This window comes from Moraxella sp. CTOTU46934, from assembly GCF_031979465.1.
GTDB lineage: Bacteria > Pseudomonadota > Gammaproteobacteria > Pseudomonadales > Moraxellaceae > Faucicola > Faucicola tetraodonis.
Window position 1 is genome coordinate 1 of sequence record NZ_DALZEG010000002.1, and the last position, 18,706, is coordinate 18,706.

Sequence of the window (18,706 nt, forward strand, 5' to 3'; positions counted from 1 at the left end):
TTTATCGCCCTAAGTGAAAATCCACACAAGTTGTTCTTGTGTTCGTTGTTATTTAGTTCACAACATCATCGGCTGATGTCGTTAAGAAGGTCGCTATTTTAACAGCTTATTTTGTGTTGTCAATAACTTTTTTCTTTAATTTTTTTATGACCGCTCAACTTATATCTATATTAATTTAAGTTGTTGTTTTTACTACAGTTTGTGGCTGTAGTCGCTGCCAGTGAGTGCGTATTATACGCTTTTCTTTTTACCTGTCAATACCACTACGAAAAGTTTTTTCATTTATTTTGCAGTTATTGATAATTCCCTTTATTTTGTGGGTATTTAGTGCCATTTGATATATAATTGAATATATTGTTTAAGCAATTTTTTGTTAGGCGATGTTCGCTAGTTTTGCGGTCGTCGTCTTTCATTTTTTTATATTCATGTCAGAAAATATGTGAGGGCAAACAATGTCTGTACAACCTCCTTCCCCTGCTGGTAATGATTTTAGACTTCCTGTTCACCAAGTAGATGCCACTAAAAAACGCGTACACCCCCGTTTTGTGACGGGTTTTTATCAAAACATCCGCGTTGTCAGTATGTATTTTTTATTGTTGTTGTTTTTGGTGTTACCATGGATTCGCTATGGCGGACACCAAGCAATATGGTTTGATTTCTCGGGTTCTAAGATTGTGCTATTTGGGCTAACTTTTTTACCCCAAGACGTTTTTATTTTTGCGTTTTTCTTTATGGTTGCTGCCTTTTTATTGTTTATGGTGACCGTTTATGCCGGTCGTGTGTGGTGTGGCTATGCGTGTCCACAGACGATTTGGACGCATATGTACCAATATACTGAGAAGCTTATCATCGGTGATCGTAATAAGCAGTTTAAGTTAGATAAAGCGCCTTGGAATGGCGAAAAAATCATGAAACGCGGCTTGGTGTATCTGATTTGGCTTATCATGGCGTTGGTGACTGCATTGACGTTTAGTAGTTATGCCGTTGGGACTGATTATCTTTATCATAGTTGGCAATGGTTTGGCGTTATTCCTGTGCCAGATTGGACACCGCTAACTTGGGTTTCGGTACTTATTTTTACCTTTGCGACGTTTGCCAATGCAGGCTATATGCGTGAGCACTTTTGTACCCATATTTGCCCCTATGGTCGCTTCCAAAGTGTGATGTTTGATAAAGATACGTTAATTGTCACCTACGACTATAAACGTGGTGAGCCACGTGGCGCGCGTAAAAGAGGCGGTGAAGATGAGAATTTAGGTGACTGTATCAACTGCCTAATGTGTGTGCAAGTGTGTCCGACGGGTATCGATATTCGGGATGGTTTGCAAGTTGAATGTATCCAGTGTGCGGCTTGTATCGATGCGTGTAATGACATCATGGATAAAGTTAATAAACCACGCGGTTTGATTCGGTATAGTACCGAACGCCAATTGGTAGAGAACGAGCCAAGTAAAATTTTACGTCCACGGTTTTTTGCTTATTTGGCGGTGATTGCGTTGTTGATTGGGACGGGGGTTTATTTTTTAACCAGCCGTGTACCGCTACAGATTGATATTCGCCGTGACCGTAATCAGCTGTCGTCAATCAATGCGCAAGGTTTGGTAGAAAATAACTACATCATCAAAATCACCAACAAAACCCAGCAAGACCATGATTATGCGGTGACATTGACACCACAACCCGGCTTAAAACTTGATAGCCGCTTTAAAACCATCCCATTAGAAGCAGGCGAAAGTTATGACTTCCCTGTCAGTGTGCTGGGCGATCCAAAAGTGATTACCCAAAGCAATATCCCTATCCAAATGCAAGTGGTGAGCGTGGATGATGGCGGTAAATATAAAGCGGTAAAAGATAATGTGTTTACCACCGATAAATAAGTTTGATTGCCTAAAAAAGCTGATTTTGATAATCGGCTTTTTTTGTGCCAAATTATTGGCGCACGTTATTGGGTACGGGTTTTTCTGCTATACTAGCTTTTTGATTGTTATCTGCTGAGTGGTCTATGGCAACACCGACAAATTCTCCTGCTTCATCAACTTCTAATCAGTCGATATCCAAACTTTGGTATAAAAATTATATGGTTTGGATTTTTGTTATTGGTCTGCCGCTATTTGTGGTAGTCGCCTGTATCTGGTTCGTGTTTTACTCGGTGAGAATCCAAGACTCTACCGTGCGTGATGACTGGTACATGGATGGTAAGACCTTATATGCGGATGTGTCAAAAGACAAACTGGCGCATGATTTGGGGCTAACCGGTCAAATGATGATTAGCCACCAGGCAGTGAATTTTAAACTTGAGGCGCCCGCCAGTGACAAGTTTAAAGCACCTGAGCAATTGGCAGTGGAGATTTCCCATGCCACCCAAAAGCAAAAAGACCGTGACATTATTGTCAAACGGTTAAGTGATGGCAGTTATGCGGGCAATGTGCAGCTAGACCCGTCTAAAGGCAAATACTATATTGTGGTGCATGACCCAGCCAATAGCTGGCGACTGCGTGCGATTGAGGAATTGCCGATGGCGAAGTCGATTGAGTTTAAGCCACTGACGGCGTTTGATAAACAACCAAAGTGACAAACTAACTAATAGTAGGCACTTGGCGTCCTTGTGCCTTTCATAAATATCCTCATCAGTAAAATGCTAAAAAATCTTGCTGGATATTTAGAAGCCCCTGCTTGTTAGTTAAAAAAATGGTAACTGAGGGTAAATTTTTAACAACTCTCCCAAATCCCCACTTGCCCTTCGTGCAATTTTGGCACACCGCCAAGCACGCGCCACGGCATGGTGCTGCCATGAAAATCACTACCGATAGACACCTTTAACTCATGCTCTTTAATCACTCTATCGACCATATGGCGGGTTGAAGTCGGTTCATTACTGGCGGGCAATTCCACTGCATCGCCACCGCTACTGGCAAAATCTGCAATCAGTTTACGCACTTTGTTGGCGGTTAAATTATAACGGGTCGCATGAGCCAAAGACGCTTTGCCACCACACTCATGAATCAAATTGATGCAATCTTTTAGCGATAAGCCATCGAGTGCCACGTAGCAAGGTTTATGGTCAGCCAAATAGCCGGTAAAGGCTTTTTGCACATCACTCACCAAGCCTAGATCCGCCATCACTTTGGCAATATGGGTACGACCGACTGCTTGGGGATTACCTTTGGCTTGCACTAACACCGCCTGCCAGATCTCATCCATCGGGCGTTTAAAGGTACTTGCCACACGCTCGCACATCGCATAGCCGCGCGTTTCTCGATTGGCTTGGATGGCAGCCAGTTTGCTGTGCATTGTTTCGATATCACTAAAGCCGTACCCCAGCACATGAATCACTTTTTCATTTTGGGCAGGTTTTTTGGAGTAGCCGCCCATGACACGATGACGACAGCTGATTTCAACACCGTGAATCAGCGTCATACCAAGACTTTCAGCGGTTTGGCGCGCCTCAAGAATACCAAGTACCGTATCATGGTCGCTTAAGGATAATACTTTCACCCCTTTTTCATGCGCTTTTTGCACCACTTCGCTTGGGCTAAAAGTGCCATCTGAGCGGGTACTGTGGCAGTGCATATCAATCGGAAGTTGGGTATAAATAGGACTGCTAGACAAAATATCGAGATTTAAAGAATTCACAAATACGCCTTAATTACAAAAGCTAGTTGCCAACAATAGGACAAAAAGGGGTTAAGACAAAGAGGGGTTAACTCTGCGCTAGCTCGCTCACAAGTGCACGTGGTGGATGAAGCAAGGAAAATCGCAAAGTTACTTTTCGATTTTAGCATATCCGTGTAAACTAGCGGCTAAGATTTTTACAAGCGATTTTTGTTAGAGATGACTATGAGCGGTTTATTGGATTTGCTACCTTTACTGGCATTTTTTTACTTTTCCAAACAGCAAGGGGTATTGGCAGGTGCGGCGGCGTTATTGATTACGACACTGGTGGTATATGTCGTGCATTTTGCCCGGCAAAAAGGCAAGCTCAATAAACAGCAGTGGGTGACGCTGATTTTAACCGTGGGATTTTGTGGGTTAAGCTTAATTTTCCATGACGAAGCGTTTTTAAAATGGAAATCAACCGTCATCAATAGCGTATTTGCGGTTGCACTCATTATCAGTGTCGCGATAGGTAAACCGCTATTAGAACTGGCAATGAAAAATGTGTTTCGATTGACGCAGTCTGGCTGGAATAAACTCACCCTTGCTTGGGCAGGGTATTTCTTGCTGATGGCAGGTTTGCAATATTATTTTGCGTTTTTTACCAACAACGATACCTGGATTAATTTTAAAAGCTGGGGATGGATACCGGTGATGCTGGTGTTTTTAATCGGGCAATTTGTGTTCTTAAAAAACCATCTAAATCCAGATATACAGCAACAAATCAATGATAAAGGAAAAAACTAAAGGAGAATATGGATGGCACTTTATATTATTATCGGTCATGACGTCCCTGATAGCCTGGAGCTACGCAAACAATTCCGTTCTGCTCATCTTGAGCGTCTTACGCAGTTAGATGAGCAGAACCGTCTCATCATCGCAGGCCCTACGCCAATTGCGCATGGAGAGCCTGAAATGAGTGGCAGTGTATTGGTCGTGGATTTTGACAGCGATGAAGCCGTGCAAGCTTGGGCAAGTGAAGAGCCTTACTTATTAAATGGTGTGTATAGTCATGTGGATATCAAACCCTTTATCCAAGTTTTTCCTAAATCAGCGAGTTAATGTTGGGTTTAACAGTTGTTTGTAGTACATAATTGGCAAAGTCTGGGTGGTAATAGGTGGTAAGCATGAAAAAATTGATGGGCTCTCTGGCAAGCGGCGCAGTGTTATTGACGGTATTACAGGTGACAAGCCTGACCCATGCAGCACCGCAAGTTGTCGTCACTGACCCAAAAACAGGACAACCGCTCGCCAAGCAGCCAGACCTTGCCTCAAGCGTTGCCAGTAGCACCTCACCGATGCAAAACCCCAAACAACCTACCCTTGCCCAGCTCAACCAGCCCACTGACAGCCAGTTGTCCAACGCCAACCAACAACTCTTGGCAAAAAATGCTGAATTACAAAACCAAGTCGATAGTTTAAATACGCAGGTCAAAGTGCTTGTCAATGAGCGCAGTGGACAGATTTTTATCTATGGTGCGGTCACTGCACTGCTCAGTGGGATACTTGGCATCGCACTGGGCTGGATGGTCGCAGGGCGTAAAGGTCGTTGGTAATCTACTTTATAAGCCTGATATTGACTTGCTATGACGCCAAATAAACAAGCCGACTTGCCAAAAAAGCCCACCGTCGCCATCATTGGCGCAGGTCCTGCTGGCCTGATGGCGGCAGATTATCTACGCCAGTTTGATGTCACAATCCACGTATTTGAACAAAAACCATCCCCTGCCCGCAAACTATTGATGGCCGGTAAATCTGGACTCAATATCTCGCACGCTGAGCCCGTTGATACCTTTGTCACGCGCTATCAGCCCGACGATTGGCTTACGCCGCATATTGAAGATTTTAATGCAGCGCATATCCGTGATTTTATGACCCGCTTGGGGATTGAATCTTTTGTTGGCTCGACAGGTCGCATTTTTCCTACCATGATGAAAGCCTCGCCACTGCTGCGGGCGTGGTTGCAAGCGCTGCAGCAGGATGGCGTAGCGTTTTTTTATCGGCATAGCTGTGACAACATTGACGGCAAGCAAGCGACTTTTTCGGTAGCGCATGAAAGCGGCAACCTAACTGTTAGCCAAAGCTTTGATGCGATTGTATTGGCAACGGGCGCGATGTCATGGTCGCGGCTCGGTAGTGATGGCAAATGGCAGGCATGGCTCAGCGATACAGAATTGACGCCGTTTTATGCCAGCAATGTCGGTATCTGTCGCCCATTGTCGCAGCTTTGGTCGGCGCATTTGCACCGCGATTTTGGCAAAGCATTAAAACGGGTGAAAGCTCAGGTGACATTGCCCAATGGCAAAATTGAGCAGGGTTTTGGTGATATTATTCTCACCCATTATGGCATGGAAAGCGGGCTGATATACCGGCTCAATCGTGCCATGCGTGAGCAATTAAATCATACGGGTAAAATATCACTACAACTTGATTTGCTGCCTGATGTGTCTGACGAAAAATTATTGAGTAGTTTAAAAAATCCCAAAAAACAATCGCTAGCTAACCTTTGGCGAAAGGCAGGACTTGATCCTGTCAAAATCGCCTTACTCAGAGAAATCGTCGCAAAAACGCACTGGCATAATGCCGATAAGATGACAAAGGCAATCAAACAGTTAACGGTAGAATTCGATAGTTTTCGACCGATTGAAGAGGCGATTAGCTGTGGCGGCGGGGTAAAACGCACAGCATTAACCGAGGATTTTGCGCTAAAATCCAATCCTTATGTATTTTGCTGTGGCGAGATGCTTGATTGGGATGCGCCAACGGGTGGCTATCTACTGACAGCTTGTTTTGCCACAGGTCGAGCCGTCGGACAAGGCGTGGCGCAGTTTTTAGCGTTATCCAAAAAATTGACGCAATGCACTTGATATAAGGCACTTGACATAAGGTACTTATCGACTGTGTAGATAGCGACTGTAAAAGTAGGCAAGCAGGAGGACAAGCGCACAAATCGGTAAGCAGACAGGCAAAAACAGCGGATTTTGCATGCCGCCGAACACTACCATCAATGAGCCCAATGCCGCCAAAATCGGCGATATCACACCCAATAACATACTTTTGATATGACCTTGTTGCCATAAGCGAAACACAGCAAAGTAAAATACCAAATACAGCAAGTAACTCACCACAATCGCGATTTCTGAAATATCCATATCGCCAAGTAGCTGACTTTTCATCACCGCATAATGCACAGCCGCCCAAAACATAGATAAGACAAAACCTAGCAGCGCTGAACCAACCGATAGCTGATAGTTGGGCGAGACGTGACGCAATTGCGCGCTAAACGGAATCAATGATTTGAGCGCTAAAGAATGGGGCAGACGAATCAGCCCTAATACCAAGCCATTCACCGTACCCATCACCGAAATCACCACAAATACCAAAAAGGCTTTGGCAGCGGTTTCGCCAAATAACTGGGTTGCGACCACGTAGACGCTTTCATCACCCAATGCCATCACTTGCTCGGCGCCTAGATACGAGGTGAGTCCAACAAAATACAGCAAATAGCCCAATAAAATCAATATAGGCGCGATGACTAGTGCAATCGGTAAATTACGTTTGGCATGTTTGATTTCCCCTGAAATACTGGTAGAGACTACCCAGCCATCAAACGAAAACGCAATCGGACCGATGGCGCCGAGCCATGCCAAAGACTGCGTCGCTTGACGCGCGGATTCACTTGGATGGGTTAACGCAGCCACAGGGTCGCCATAGACAAACGCCATCACCCCTAGCACAAATAACGGAATTAATTTAACAATGGTGGCAAAGACTTGAAAGCGCCCTGCAAACACCGCTGCCATCACATTAAACAGATAACAAATGACAAACCACGTAAGCCCGATACCCATTTGTAATTCAAGCGATGCCTCTTTTACCCCAAATAACAGGGCGGTGTAAATACCTACCACCCACGTCACCACCACGCCAAGCGTCGGGTAATACAAAAACAATTGAAACCAGCCAATCATGGTAGAAAAATGTGGACTGACAAATTCATCGGCATAGCCAATCAAGCCGCCATGCGCATCGGTACGTTTTGCCAGTTCAGCAATCGATAGCGAACCGAAAATAATCGCCACCGCCGCCAATACAAAAACCCCCACGCCCAACGCCACATTGCCGTTAGTATATTTTAAAACATTGTCTGCCTTAAAAAATATCCCTGAGCCAATCACAATCCCCACAATCATTGCCAATGCGGTGATTAAGTTATAACGCCCGTTAGTTGATTGATTCATGTTGTTACCACACCCAAAAAAAGCTGCACGCCATGTTGCAACGATAAAAAATCAGTTATGCTATACCCCCTAATCGCTGTTTTCAAGCCTTGTATTAGTAATATTTTACTTAGCACTAACTTTTAGTTATTTATTATGGGTCACTGATGTCACAATCTAGCCAACCTCCTGTCACAAGCTCAAGCAAACCCCCAGCATCAACCATTCAAACCGCCAAACTGCACTGGCAATTAGATGATAACGGCGTGACTGTCCCCCTCTCTAGCGACTTTGGCGATGTTTATTTTTCCAAAACGGATGGCTTGGCAGAATCTCGCCATGTTTTTATTGATGGCAACAACTTAGCCACTCGCCTCGCTAATTTGCAGAACTTTGAACGATTTGTCATCGGTGAAATTGGTTTTGGGACAGGGCTTAATATCTTGGCTATTTGGCAACTGTGGCAACAAATCAGAGCTGACAATCATAGCCATTTACATATCATTACCACCGAAAAATTTCCCCTACGCAAAACTGACCTTGCGCAAGCGTTGGGCGTGTGGACAGAGCTTGCTGGGTTATCACAACAGCTCATTGCAAACTATCCACCGCCACTGGCTGGCTGCCATCGTTTGAACTGGTTTGATGAACGATTGACGATTGACTTATGGCTTGGCGATGCGACAAGTAGTTTGTCGCAAGTGACGGGGCAAGGTAAAGTCGATGCGTGGCTGCTTGATGGGTTTGCACCGAGCTGTAACCAAGAACTTTGGTCAGCGGCTTTATTGGCTCAAATTGCAAGGTTATCCAAACCTCACACGACTTTGGCGACATTTAGCGTGGCAAGCGCAGTCAAACAGGGGCTAAAATGTCACGGTTTTACCTTAGCCAAACGTAAAGGCTTTGGCAAAAAGCGAGAAATGCTCACCGCAAGCTTTCAACCTAAGTCAACATCAGCCAATTTTTGCGAGGTTTATTTTCGCTATAACAAAAAAATTAAACCATTTTTTGTCACTCTACCTTTTACTGACACGTTTGAATCCCGACGTCGTCAGCGTCGAAAAGCCAATAACGTTAAAGGCTTTGAACTACCCAATTTTTCCGCCATCACAAAACCGCTGTCTGTGGCGGTGATTGGGGCTGGGGTGGCTGGGTTAAGCAGTGCGTATGCCTTAGCCGCCCGTGGACACAAGGTCACCATTTTTGATAAAGATGAGCCGTTGGCAGGCGCATCGGGCAACATCCGCGGTTTTCTTGCGCCAAAACTTACCAGCCTAAAACGCCTTGAAACCAATTTGCATGCGATTGGTTATTTGGCAAGCTGTCGATTTTATCCTTATTTGACCGCACAAACCGGTATTAACATCCTACAAACCACCGGCTGTTTGGATTTACTCTCACATAATCGCTTACAACTTGATGAAGTCAAAGATTTTCCCATTGAATTTGCCCGTTTATTGACCGCTGAACAAGCCAAAGCAAAAGTCGGTTATGAGGTTGGGCAAGCGATATTTTTGCCCAATGCCGGGTTAATCACGACCGCAAACTTTGCCAACGCTGTTTTATGCCACCCCAATATCAGCTTTCAAACCGAGGAACTAACATATTTTCAGCAAGCCTATTTTCAGCAAGCCTATTTTCAGCAAGATAGCGACCAAGTGCTATTAACATTCACTGAGCGTCAGCAGTTTTTTGACCATGTGATTTTGTGCATGGCGTTAGACACCTGCGATTTTTTACCCACCATCAAACGCTTTAATCACAGCCGTGGGCAAGTGACGTGGTTTGCTGTCGATGAGCATGATAAAGCACAGTTGCCAAAACTGCCGCTAAAGTATGGCAGTTATTACGCCAGTTTTAACGAAAACAGTAAACGCCATGTCATGCTTGGGGCAAGTTTTGTCAGGGATACCTTGGATACTGCGCCAGCAGTTGCTGACCATAAGATGAATGTGGCAGATTTGGCGGCTGCGGTGCCCAATTTGGTCAACAACACCGATATGTTTACCGTCGAAAAAAACATCCCCCATTGGCAGGGTCGCGCCACTATCCGCAGCCAAACCGTGGATTATCTACCCCTAGTTGGGCAGGTGTGGCAAGCGGGTTATGAAAGCAACAGCCGAGTATGGAGCTTTTCGGCATTGGGGTCAAAGGGCTATGCTTATGCGCCGATTTGTAGTGAGTTGCTGGCCGGTTTACTGTGTGGGGAAATATTGCCGTTAGCTAACAAGATGGTCAACAGTTTAAGCCCCAATCGCAAGGTCATTCGGCGCTAAGTTATTTTCTCAGCAGTTTTTGATAAACTAAACTGCGTAAACTATTTGGCAATAATCGCACCGGTAAGCGAATGGCGAGATTTTTAAGCAGTTGCGCCATATGCAAAAACCCTTGTTGATAAAAGCTTTGCTGGATTGCCCACTCGTAACGAGCATACGCCAAGCCCCCGCGCCGTTCATACATCGCATCCCCTGCCCGTGCATACACCAGCACCTCGGGCAAATTGGCAAACTGATAGCCAGCGACCAATAATCGTACCCACAAATCATAATCTTCAAACAGCGGCGCATGGCGATAGCTACCGACTGCTTGTACCGCTGATTTTTTGAAGGCAACCGTCATGTGGTTGATGGGATTGCGCGACTTGGCTGAGGCAAAAATTGCCTCGTGTGAGGTTGGCACCGTGCGAGATTTTTTCCCCTGTGATAGCTGCTTTTCAAATTCAATGATTTGCCCGCCCAACACATCAATTTCAGGATGGTTTTGGATAAAGTTGATTTGCTGCTCAAAGCGGTTAGGCACACAGATATCATCCGTATCCATGCGCATGACCCAGTCATGTTGACAAGCGTTTAGACCTGCATTCAAAGCCTGTCCAAGCCCGACGTTTTTTGTTAAAGCGATAATCGTTAACGGTAGTTGCAGCTTAAAATCTTGTACCACTTTTTGTAATGCCACATTGATGGGACCATCAAAAACCAACACAACCTCAGCAGCTTGGCGTGTTTGGTTGACCAAGCTGGCTAGACATTCGGCTAGAAATTCGGGGTTTTCTTTGTCATACAGCGACATCAGTACAGAAAATTTCATGTTAATTCACTCAGCCAAGTCAATGCTACATCCTTTTTTACTTTACGCGCAAACCAATAGCCGTCAAATTTCGCCCGCTCAAGCTTAAATAAATCCAAATAAATCGGACTATTACCATTATTCACATTTTTATCAAAAATAATCTGTCGGCGATTATCATTGCTTAGGCGAATTTGATTAGTTAATTTTTCAGTAATTAGGGTTTGGAAAAAATGCTCATCGGGCACCAGTTTGTGACGGAAAAAATCACTGTATTCATCAATAAAAGGCACAATTTTTTCCCAGTCTGCACGCGTCACTGAAAACCATTGTGAGCCAAAATAAATGGGTGAATGATAAGTTTTTATTTTTGCCACGCCTTGTTGCAGTTTGGTGATGATTTTGCCCGTCAATTGCCGTTGCCAGTCGCTATCGGCATGGGGACTGTCCATAATAAAGCGATACGCATACTCTGGCGCCATCTCGCAAGTCATCATCGCCTGAAAATCAAAGCGCTGTTGCCACTGTTTTTCTATCACTTCAAATGGTTGTAACACCACATCTTCACCGCTTAACAGGTGAAAATAAGCATTGTCCTCATTGGCAAACGCCGTTTCAAACAATTTTAACGTCGCTTCAATTTGGCTAAACCCGCCCCAACGTACCGTTATTCTATCTTTGAGCAAGAATACATTGGCTAGCTGTGCAGTCTCAGCGTTAGGAAAATAATCGGATTTTGCATCCATATGCACATAAAAATTGACGCTCGGCTGAATTTTCGCCAGCTTAATAAAATAACTGATATCTTGGTGGGCTTGGATAAGTAAGGCGTGTTTTTTCATATGATTACCCTTTGAACCCATTTAGATTATCTGCGTCATCTAAATTGACGAGGGTAAAACCACGACTGGCAAGAAATTGATACGCATCAGGGAATTTATCCCACAGCGCTTGGGTATACACCATAAATACTTGGGTGCGGGGAAATTCTTTGAGCGAAAACACGGCAGTGCTGATAAAGGTATAAATTTCAAAGCGTTGCTGGGGGTTTTGTTGCAATGCCTCGCTTAGATAATCTTCAATGATTTTATCGCTATCAATCACCGGCAAAAGATGGCTAAAATCCAAGTTTTCTCGCGGGTGCGGACAAAATGCGTCAAGGTGAAATGCCTTGACCATTTTTTCTACAATATCAGCATAAGCTTTGTCACCGATAAAATTGTCGAGGGCTTGCCCCAATAACAGCCGTTTTACCGGCAAATTTTCATCAGGCTGATTGTCTACTTTATCAAACAAATAAACAGGCTCGGTAGTAGCTATGATATTTTTTTCCCGGGGAAAAATGGTGAAATGTTTTTTGGATATAGCCAAAATACTAGGGATACTGGGATAAGTAATGCCCACGACGTGTTTAAACAGTTGTAATGGCAAGGATTTTGGTAACGGTTGAAAATAGCTAGAATTGGGGAAAATATTAGCGGTGCCGTCATCAAAGGTATACAGATTTTTAAATTTTACTTTAGAAATAACATATTGCAAAAACAACACGTCAATACTGGCAAGATACACGCCATCAATCGACTGTTGCCAAATGCCCAATTTTTTTAACGTGGTTTTGATGTGGTTTAGGGTGGAAAAACGTTCGCCCCATGTTTTATTGTTCAGTTCGATAAAGGCGGATTTTTCGCAGACCTGCTCAAGTTGTTCAAAATAATAGCGGTGTTTGGGCTCGCTTTTTGAATGGGCGCCATACGGCAAATAAAGCCCAATAAAGGGGGTACTGTGTCGCTGAATAATTTGCTTGGCAATCAACACTTGCAAGGGGGTAATACAAAGAATGAGATTCATGGCGTTTTTTTGACCTTTTCCACCTGCAGCGTATAATAATATAACAACGGCAAAATCACCACGCCACTAATAATAGTCGCATACGGCACCACCGCCAGTGATATGCCACTTAACACCCACAAGGCAACCAAATACACGACCGTTGAGATGACGGAACACAGCGAGATTTGCGCGCTTTTGGCATGATAAAACAAAAAATTCACCAACAATAAATACGGAATTATCAGCGAAAACGCCAGTACAAACATCACCACATAATACTGGCTTTGGGCAAAATCTGCCCCCAATAGCCACGCCATCAATGACGACGGCATCGCCCACGCCATGGCAGTCAACATAACAGGCACCATCAAACTCAGCCAAAACAATCGATGCAGTTGCATCACTGTCATGCGCTGCGATTTTAGTCGTTCATATAAGTGAGGCACCAGCGCAGAATTGACCGCCATAATCACAATGGTCAAGCTACTAGCGACTTGCACCCCTGCCGAGTATACGCCTAGCTCATGACTGCTAAACCGCTCGTGAATCAACACTCGGTCAAGTTGCCCTTTGATGGTATAGCTTAACCCATGTAACAGCAGCGGCAAGCCTAGCGTTAAAATATAACCAAGTCCCAGTTTGAGCCGTTTTGGGGTAAAGCGAAACTTGATAGCAAATTGGTATTTTGCCCACGCCAATGCTGCGACAAAAGTAACCCCATGCGCCAAGATAATTGCAATAAGACGCTGGGCAACTTTATCGGTGGTATCGCCAGCAAAAAACTGAAAAATCAGCAGCGTCCATAGTAAATTGCCCAAGGCTAAGCCCAGTTGGATGGTCAGATAGCTAAACGGGCGTTTTTGGCATTGCCGTAGTGCCAGTTGATTTTGCACCAAGGTTTGCAAAAAGGCGGTAAAAAAGCAGTAAAATAACAATTCGCTATGTAACAGCCAACTAATCACCGTCCCAATCAGCAGTACGCCCACGCTATATAGCCCGCCCGCCAATAAAATATTGCCCAGCCCATGCCTGCCATACACATAAAAATAACGGGTCAAAGCACCATTTTGCGACAGACTCATGGCGATTACAATAAATGCCGTGAGCGATAAATAATAGGACAAATCACCAAAGCCCGTTGTGCCTAAGACCCGTGTCAAATAGGGCAATAGTAAAAACGGCACGGCTTTGGCCGTCATCTCGCCCACCACATAAATCAGGCTGTCCTTGAGCAAAGCAGATTGTGTTAAACGTTTAATTTTATTTAACATTACCTTTCAAGGACATCCCACGAGGTGACGGTATTAGCTTGGATATCCGTTATCACTTTTTTGCCCATTAATTCATCATAAAACTTCGGGGCAAGCCCAAAGCCAGGGCGAACGCTACGGATGCAGCTTTCATCAATCACATCCCCTGCCGTCATGTCTTTGACAAAATACAGTGAACGGCGAAATTGCACATTGCCGATTTCGCTTGATTTTCGCCCATAATCGACTTGTCCCAGCGCTTGCCAAGCGGTTTTGCTGTCACGGCAGAGCGCGGTGAGTTCGTCTTTTTCCAGTGAAAAACTGTCATCCGCCCCGCCGCCATTGCGGTCTAGGGTGACGTGTTTTTCGATGATACACGCCCCCAATGCCACGCTTGTGACGGCGGTAGTGTTGTCAAGCGTATGGTCGGATAAGCCAATCGGCACGCCAAAACGGCGCTGCATATCGACAATGGTACGCAGGTTATAGTCCTGTGCGGGGGCAGGGTAACCACTCACGCAGTGCAATAACGCAAGCTGTTTGCAGCCGCCATCACGAGCGGCGACAACCGCCTCGGCAATTTCGGTTTGGTCCGCCATCCCTGTAGAGATAATCATCGGCTTGCCGGTACTTGCTACATATTTGATAAGCGGTAAATCAATCGCTTCAAACGAGGCGATTTTATACGCTGGGGCGTTCAAATCCTCGAGTAAATCCACCGCAGTAAAGTCAAACGGTGAGCTAAACATGGTGATACCGACTTTGTGAGCGTGGTCAAACAATGGTTTATGCCAGTCCCACGGCGTGTAAGCTTCTTGGTACAAGTCATACAAGGTACGCCCGTCCCACAATCCCCCATGAATTTGGAAATCTGCGGCGGTGCTGTTGAGGGTGATGGTATCTGCAGTGTAAGTTTGCATTTTGACCGCATCAGCACCGCACGCCTTTGCCATGTCAATGATACGGTAAGCGTTATTGATGTCGCCGTTGTGGTTGGCGGACATTTCAGCAATGATATATGGCGCATGGTCAATGCCGATTGGGCGATTGTTAATGCTGAAATTTTGATTCATATTTTGATTCATAGACACCCCGTTTTTTTCATATATACCCCACTCAGACCCACCCCTAAAATAAAAAATCTTGCGATTTTAATTCAAACTCAACCACATCATACACTTTGTCACCCACACCAAAATGCTGTTTTAACACACCTGTTTCGCTAAATCCCAATTTACGATGCAACGCCAATGACGCGGTATTATATGCCAGCACTTGCGCGGTGATTTTGCCAATGTCGGTGGTGTTGAAAATCTGTGCAATCGCCAAAACCCCCAACGCAAAGCCAAGCCCCTGCCCTTTTGCGCTATTAGGGGATAAATAAAACCCCCAACTGGCGGTTTTTTCATTTGGGCTTGATGAATTAGGGTTTGGCGTATGGGTGTTTGCCAACTGCAGCGTTTGGTATTTATCTACCGTCACTTGGGTAACATTGACTAGCCCCATTGGCTCACCAGCGACTTCAAAAATCAGCAAATGCACATTGGCATGGTCAAGCTGTTTGCCATACCACTTTTCATGATCAGCAAGGGCAATTTCATCTTGCCCAAACATCCACCGGCGTACGTCAACGTGATTACGCCATTGCCAAATCATCTGGCTATCGGCTTGGGTCGCTTGTCGCACTTGACAATGTTGAAATTTTTGCGCAAATTCAATCCAGTGCGCAACCCGTTTTGCCCCTTGCCCATCGACCAATTTGGCAGATTGGCGTCTGAATTTTTTATAATTGTCGGCCAGTTCGCTCAATAAGCGGGGCAGTTGCTCATCCAGTCTAGCTATATCAGTCACCACTTTGACCAGGTTTTTATCCGCCAACGCTTTGGCAATCACCTGCTGGTTATCGGCAAGCACGATCAGCACCATCGGCAAGCCCAAGCAACAGCGCTCCCAGGTGGTGCTGCCTGCAGCCCCAATCGCAAGGTCAGCATTTGCCATCAATTGCGCCATATTAGTCACATTGACAAGTACCGCACACGCAAAACTTGCGCGCTTGGCAAACCTTTGCACACTTTCGATATGCGGTGCGGTTTTGCCCATGACGACAGTCACGTTAAACGCTTGCGTAGATTGTTGGAAAAAGGTATTGAGAGTTTGCAAAATCTTGAGCGTGACATTATCATTATCGACACCGCCAAGATTGACCAATATATTGTTGGGCGGCTGCACGCTTTTACGTCTGCTTAGGCTCATCGTTCGCCAGTTGGCAAACTCATCACGTAATAGTGTATAGCGTGTACCTAGTAATCGTTGGCAATCACTTGGCACAAGCGGTTGATAATCTTCGTTTTTTCGCCCAAAATTTTGGTCGAGCAAAATCTCACAGTCGTGCGTTCGGTCGGCTAAATCGTCAATGGCTAAAATTTTAAGGTTTGGCAAAAGTCGTTTGGCTTGCTGCTCCCAGTTTTCGCCAATCGCATAATGGTCGATAATGAGCCAATCTGGCGTTAACGCTTGTAAAATGGGTTTACACTCGGCAAAATCATCGCTTTCACTGGCGCCTAGCCACTCGCTATGGGCATGCTGTTTGATAAAATCTGCAGTCTCGCTTTTGGCTAACAGCTGCACAGCAAAACCTTTTTGCCCAATCAAATCCGCCAAATGCCCGTCATGCGCCCGACAAATAAACGTGATGTCATGCCCTTGCTGTTTTAACCCGTCAGCGAGCGTGAGGCAACGCATGATATGACCGCTACCCATCGTTAAACTTGCATCTGCTCGGACCACGATCTTCATGCTCGCTCCAGTTGTGCTTGGTACAGGCGTTCAGCAAATCGCCAATCGTTATCATCATCAATATCGACCACACTGTATTTTGGCAACACATAGCCTAGGGCATGATTATGGATTTTATCCTCATAGAGCCATGCTTCACGACTGCCCCAATAAAACTGACCTGCGTCAAAATAAGCCTGCGGCAAATCTTGGGTTCTGGTGAGCTCATGTTGGCTAAACATGCTCGACACTTCACCAGTATCGCTTAACTTAAGTGAGCGTAACACATTGGATTCAAATTCTAAAACCGGAAAACAATACAAACTGTTGGATGACTGCCAGCGCTCAAAACTGTCGGTTAAATACTGCGGTTTTAATAACGGCGTACAGGGGTATAGACAGCAGATATGGCTAGCGTTTGGCATGCTCTGCAGCACATGCCGAATCACCGCAGCGGTAGTGGCGTAATCATCGGCAAGCTCGGCCGGTCTTCGGCTGACAGTAGCACCATGGTGTCGAGCGATATCGGCAATAGCGCCATCATCAGTGGAGACGATAATCTGCTCAAACAGTTGGCTGTTTTTTGCCGTTTCAATGGCACGAGCCAGCATGGGTTTGCCACAAAAATCTTTGATGTTTTTGCGCGGAATGCGTTTACTCCCCCCACGGGCAGGGATGATACAGACCTTCATTATGCTAATGCCTGAGCCAACGCTATCTTTAAGGCATCGACCACTTGCGTTTGCGAGGCTTCGCTTAAGTCATAATACAATGGCAAACTAATCGCTTGTGCATAGTAGCGCTCGGCATGAGGAAAATCGCCTTGTCTAAAGCCCAGCTTCGCATAATACGGCTGGGTATGCACTGGAATATAATGCACATTCACCCCGATATTTTGCGCCCGCAAACTGTCAAACACTTGCTTACGCGTTTTGCCACTGTCTGCTGTTAGTTGAATGGGATATAAATGAAACCCCGAATAATTAGCAGGATTGCGATAAGGCAACATAATCGGTAAATCTGTTAATAATTCATCATACCGCTTGGCAAGCTGGTGACGGCGAGTGACAAAGTCATCCAAATAGTTCATTTGACTCACCCCCAATGCCCCTTGCAATTCGGTCATGCGATAGTTAAAGCCCAAATCAATTTGCTGATAATACCAACCACCGTCGGGTTCATGGGTCATTAGATTGGCATCACGGGTGATACCATGACTACGGAGTAGCTGCATTTTTTCCGCCAATGCCGGATCATTCGTTGTTGCCAGTCCACCTTCTGCGGTGGTAATGATTTTGACAGGGTGAAAGCTAAACACGGTAATGTCGCTAAACTCACAATTGCCGATTGGTTGATTGTGGTATTTGCCACCAATGGCATGGGAGGCATCCTCAATAACCTTAAAGCCATATTGCTGTGATAGCGCATGAATGGCCGCCATATCACAGGGCTCACCGGTGAAATGCACGGGAATAACTATTTTTGGCAAGCGGTTTTCAGCATCGGCAAGCTGTAACTTTTCTGCTAACGCGTTGATAGACATATTGAGTGTTAGCGGATCAATATCCACAAAATCAATGTTAGCACCACAGTACAATCCACAGTTGGCGGATGCGGTAAAGGTAATCGGCGTCGTCCACAGCCAGTCGTCTTTACCCTTTTCACCTTGACCAAGCCCCAATGCCAAACAAGCAATATGCAGTGCTGACGTCGCGCTATTCACCGCCACGCCAAACTTCGCCCCCGTATAGGTGGCGACGCGTTCTTCAAATTTCGGTACTTCACTACCTTGGGTCAAAAAATCAGACTGTAGCACGGCGACCACCGCATCAATATCAGTTTGGGTGATATGCTGACGACCATAAGGGATAAATTGATTTGCCATAATATTTGCCCAAGGGGGTTTGTTAT

Annotated in this window: 17 protein-coding genes; 7 read left to right on the forward strand and 10 right to left on the reverse strand. The window is 45.3% G+C overall.

Annotation, left to right across the window (positions count from 1 at the left end; all coding sequences use genetic code 11):
* Positions 1-452 precede the first annotated feature (452 nt).
* On the forward strand, positions 453-1,877 hold the full coding sequence (gene ccoG, locus RTN07_RS02565; protein ID WP_312175438.1) for a cytochrome c oxidase accessory protein CcoG: 1,425 nt from the start codon (positions 453-455) through the stop codon (positions 1,875-1,877).
* Positions 1,878-2,002: 125 nt separating this feature from the next.
* Complete coding sequence (locus RTN07_RS02570; RefSeq protein WP_312175440.1) at positions 2,003-2,572, forward strand: FixH family protein; 570 nt, start codon at positions 2,003-2,005, stop codon at positions 2,570-2,572.
* Positions 2,573-2,709: 137 nt separating this feature from the next.
* Here the strand turns inward: RTN07_RS02570 and RTN07_RS02575 are convergent, their stop codons facing one another.
* Positions 2,710-3,633, reverse strand: coding sequence for a PHP domain-containing protein (locus RTN07_RS02575; RefSeq protein ID WP_409455529.1), 924 nt, complete (start codon positions 3,631-3,633; stop codon positions 2,710-2,712).
* A 204-nt stretch (positions 3,634-3,837) separates the two neighbouring features.
* On the opposite strand from RTN07_RS02575, the gene RTN07_RS02580 reads away from it, so the two are divergent.
* From RTN07_RS02580 to RTN07_RS02595, 4 genes are all read left to right on the forward strand, one after another.
* Positions 3,838-4,401 (forward strand): inner membrane-spanning protein YciB, encoded by a 564-nt coding sequence (locus RTN07_RS02580; protein ID WP_076777102.1) that lies wholly within the window; start codon positions 3,838-3,840, stop codon positions 4,399-4,401.
* A 12-nt stretch (positions 4,402-4,413) separates the two neighbouring features.
* A complete protein-coding gene (locus RTN07_RS02585) occupies positions 4,414-4,716 on the forward strand; it encodes a YciI family protein (RefSeq protein ID WP_312175444.1) in 303 nt (100 codons plus the stop codon).
* 65 nt (positions 4,717-4,781) lie between these two features.
* Complete coding sequence (locus tag RTN07_RS02590; RefSeq protein ID WP_312175447.1) at positions 4,782-5,210, forward strand: SH3 domain-containing protein; 429 nt, start codon at positions 4,782-4,784, stop codon at positions 5,208-5,210.
* Between the two features lie 30 nt (positions 5,211-5,240).
* The gene (locus RTN07_RS02595; protein WP_312175449.1) at positions 5,241-6,521 is read left to right on the forward strand and encodes a TIGR03862 family flavoprotein; all 1,281 of its coding nucleotides are present in this window, start codon (positions 5,241-5,243) and stop codon (positions 6,519-6,521) included.
* Positions 6,522-6,545: 24 nt separating this feature from the next.
* On the opposite strand, the gene RTN07_RS02600 is transcribed toward RTN07_RS02595, so the two are convergent.
* On the reverse strand, positions 6,546-7,895 hold the full coding sequence (locus RTN07_RS02600; RefSeq protein ID WP_312175451.1) for an APC family permease: 1,350 nt from the start codon (positions 7,893-7,895) through the stop codon (positions 6,546-6,548).
* Between the two features lie 146 nt (positions 7,896-8,041).
* Here RTN07_RS02600 and mnmC1 point away from each other — a divergent pair, with 146 nt between their 5' ends.
* Complete coding sequence (mnmC1, locus tag RTN07_RS02605) at positions 8,042-10,150, forward strand: FAD-dependent 5-carboxymethylaminomethyl-2-thiouridine(34) oxidoreductase MnmC1 (RefSeq protein ID WP_312175452.1); 2,109 nt, start codon at positions 8,042-8,044, stop codon at positions 10,148-10,150.
* Position 10,151: 1 nt separating this feature from the next.
* On the opposite strand, the gene RTN07_RS02610 is transcribed toward mnmC1, so the two are convergent.
* Genes RTN07_RS02610 through pseC form a run of 8 tightly spaced genes read right to left on the reverse strand, consistent with a single transcriptional unit; the run spans position 10,152 to position 18,680 of the window.
* Complete coding sequence (locus RTN07_RS02610; RefSeq protein WP_312175455.1) at positions 10,152-10,961, reverse strand: glycosyltransferase family 2 protein; 810 nt, start codon at positions 10,959-10,961, stop codon at positions 10,152-10,154.
* Positions 10,958-11,782: a beta-1,6-N-acetylglucosaminyltransferase gene (locus tag RTN07_RS02615; RefSeq protein ID WP_312175457.1), complete on the reverse strand. Its 825-nt coding sequence runs from the start codon at positions 11,780-11,782 to the stop codon at positions 10,958-10,960. Before RTN07_RS02615 ends, RTN07_RS02610 begins: the two co-directional genes overlap by 4 nt.
* 4 nt (positions 11,783-11,786) lie before the next feature.
* Positions 11,787-12,788 (reverse strand): glycosyltransferase family 52, encoded by a 1,002-nt coding sequence (locus RTN07_RS02620; RefSeq protein ID WP_312175459.1) that lies wholly within the window; start codon positions 12,786-12,788, stop codon positions 11,787-11,789.
* Positions 12,785-14,041, reverse strand: a complete 1,257-nt coding sequence (locus tag RTN07_RS02625; protein WP_312175461.1) for an oligosaccharide flippase family protein — start codon at positions 14,039-14,041, stop codon at positions 12,785-12,787. Before RTN07_RS02625 ends, RTN07_RS02620 begins: the two co-directional genes overlap by 4 nt.
* Positions 14,041-15,093, reverse strand: coding sequence for a pseudaminic acid synthase (gene pseI / locus RTN07_RS02630; RefSeq protein WP_312175464.1), 1,053 nt, complete (start codon positions 15,091-15,093; stop codon positions 14,041-14,043). The genes RTN07_RS02625 and pseI overlap by 1 nt, the downstream gene beginning before the upstream one ends.
* A gap of 55 nt (positions 15,094-15,148) precedes the next feature.
* Positions 15,149-16,816, reverse strand: coding sequence for a UDP-2,4-diacetamido-2,4,6-trideoxy-beta-L-altropyranose hydrolase (pseG, locus tag RTN07_RS02635; RefSeq protein WP_312175467.1), 1,668 nt, complete (start codon positions 16,814-16,816; stop codon positions 15,149-15,151).
* Positions 16,813-17,487, reverse strand: coding sequence for a pseudaminic acid cytidylyltransferase (gene pseF, locus RTN07_RS02640; RefSeq protein ID WP_312175469.1), 675 nt, complete (start codon positions 17,485-17,487; stop codon positions 16,813-16,815). Before pseF ends, pseG begins: the two co-directional genes overlap by 4 nt.
* Positions 17,487-18,680: a UDP-4-amino-4,6-dideoxy-N-acetyl-beta-L-altrosamine transaminase gene (gene pseC / locus RTN07_RS02645; protein WP_312175472.1), complete on the reverse strand. Its 1,194-nt coding sequence runs from the start codon at positions 18,678-18,680 to the stop codon at positions 17,487-17,489. Before pseC ends, pseF begins: the two co-directional genes overlap by 1 nt.
* Between the last annotated feature and the right edge of the window lie 26 nt (positions 18,681-18,706).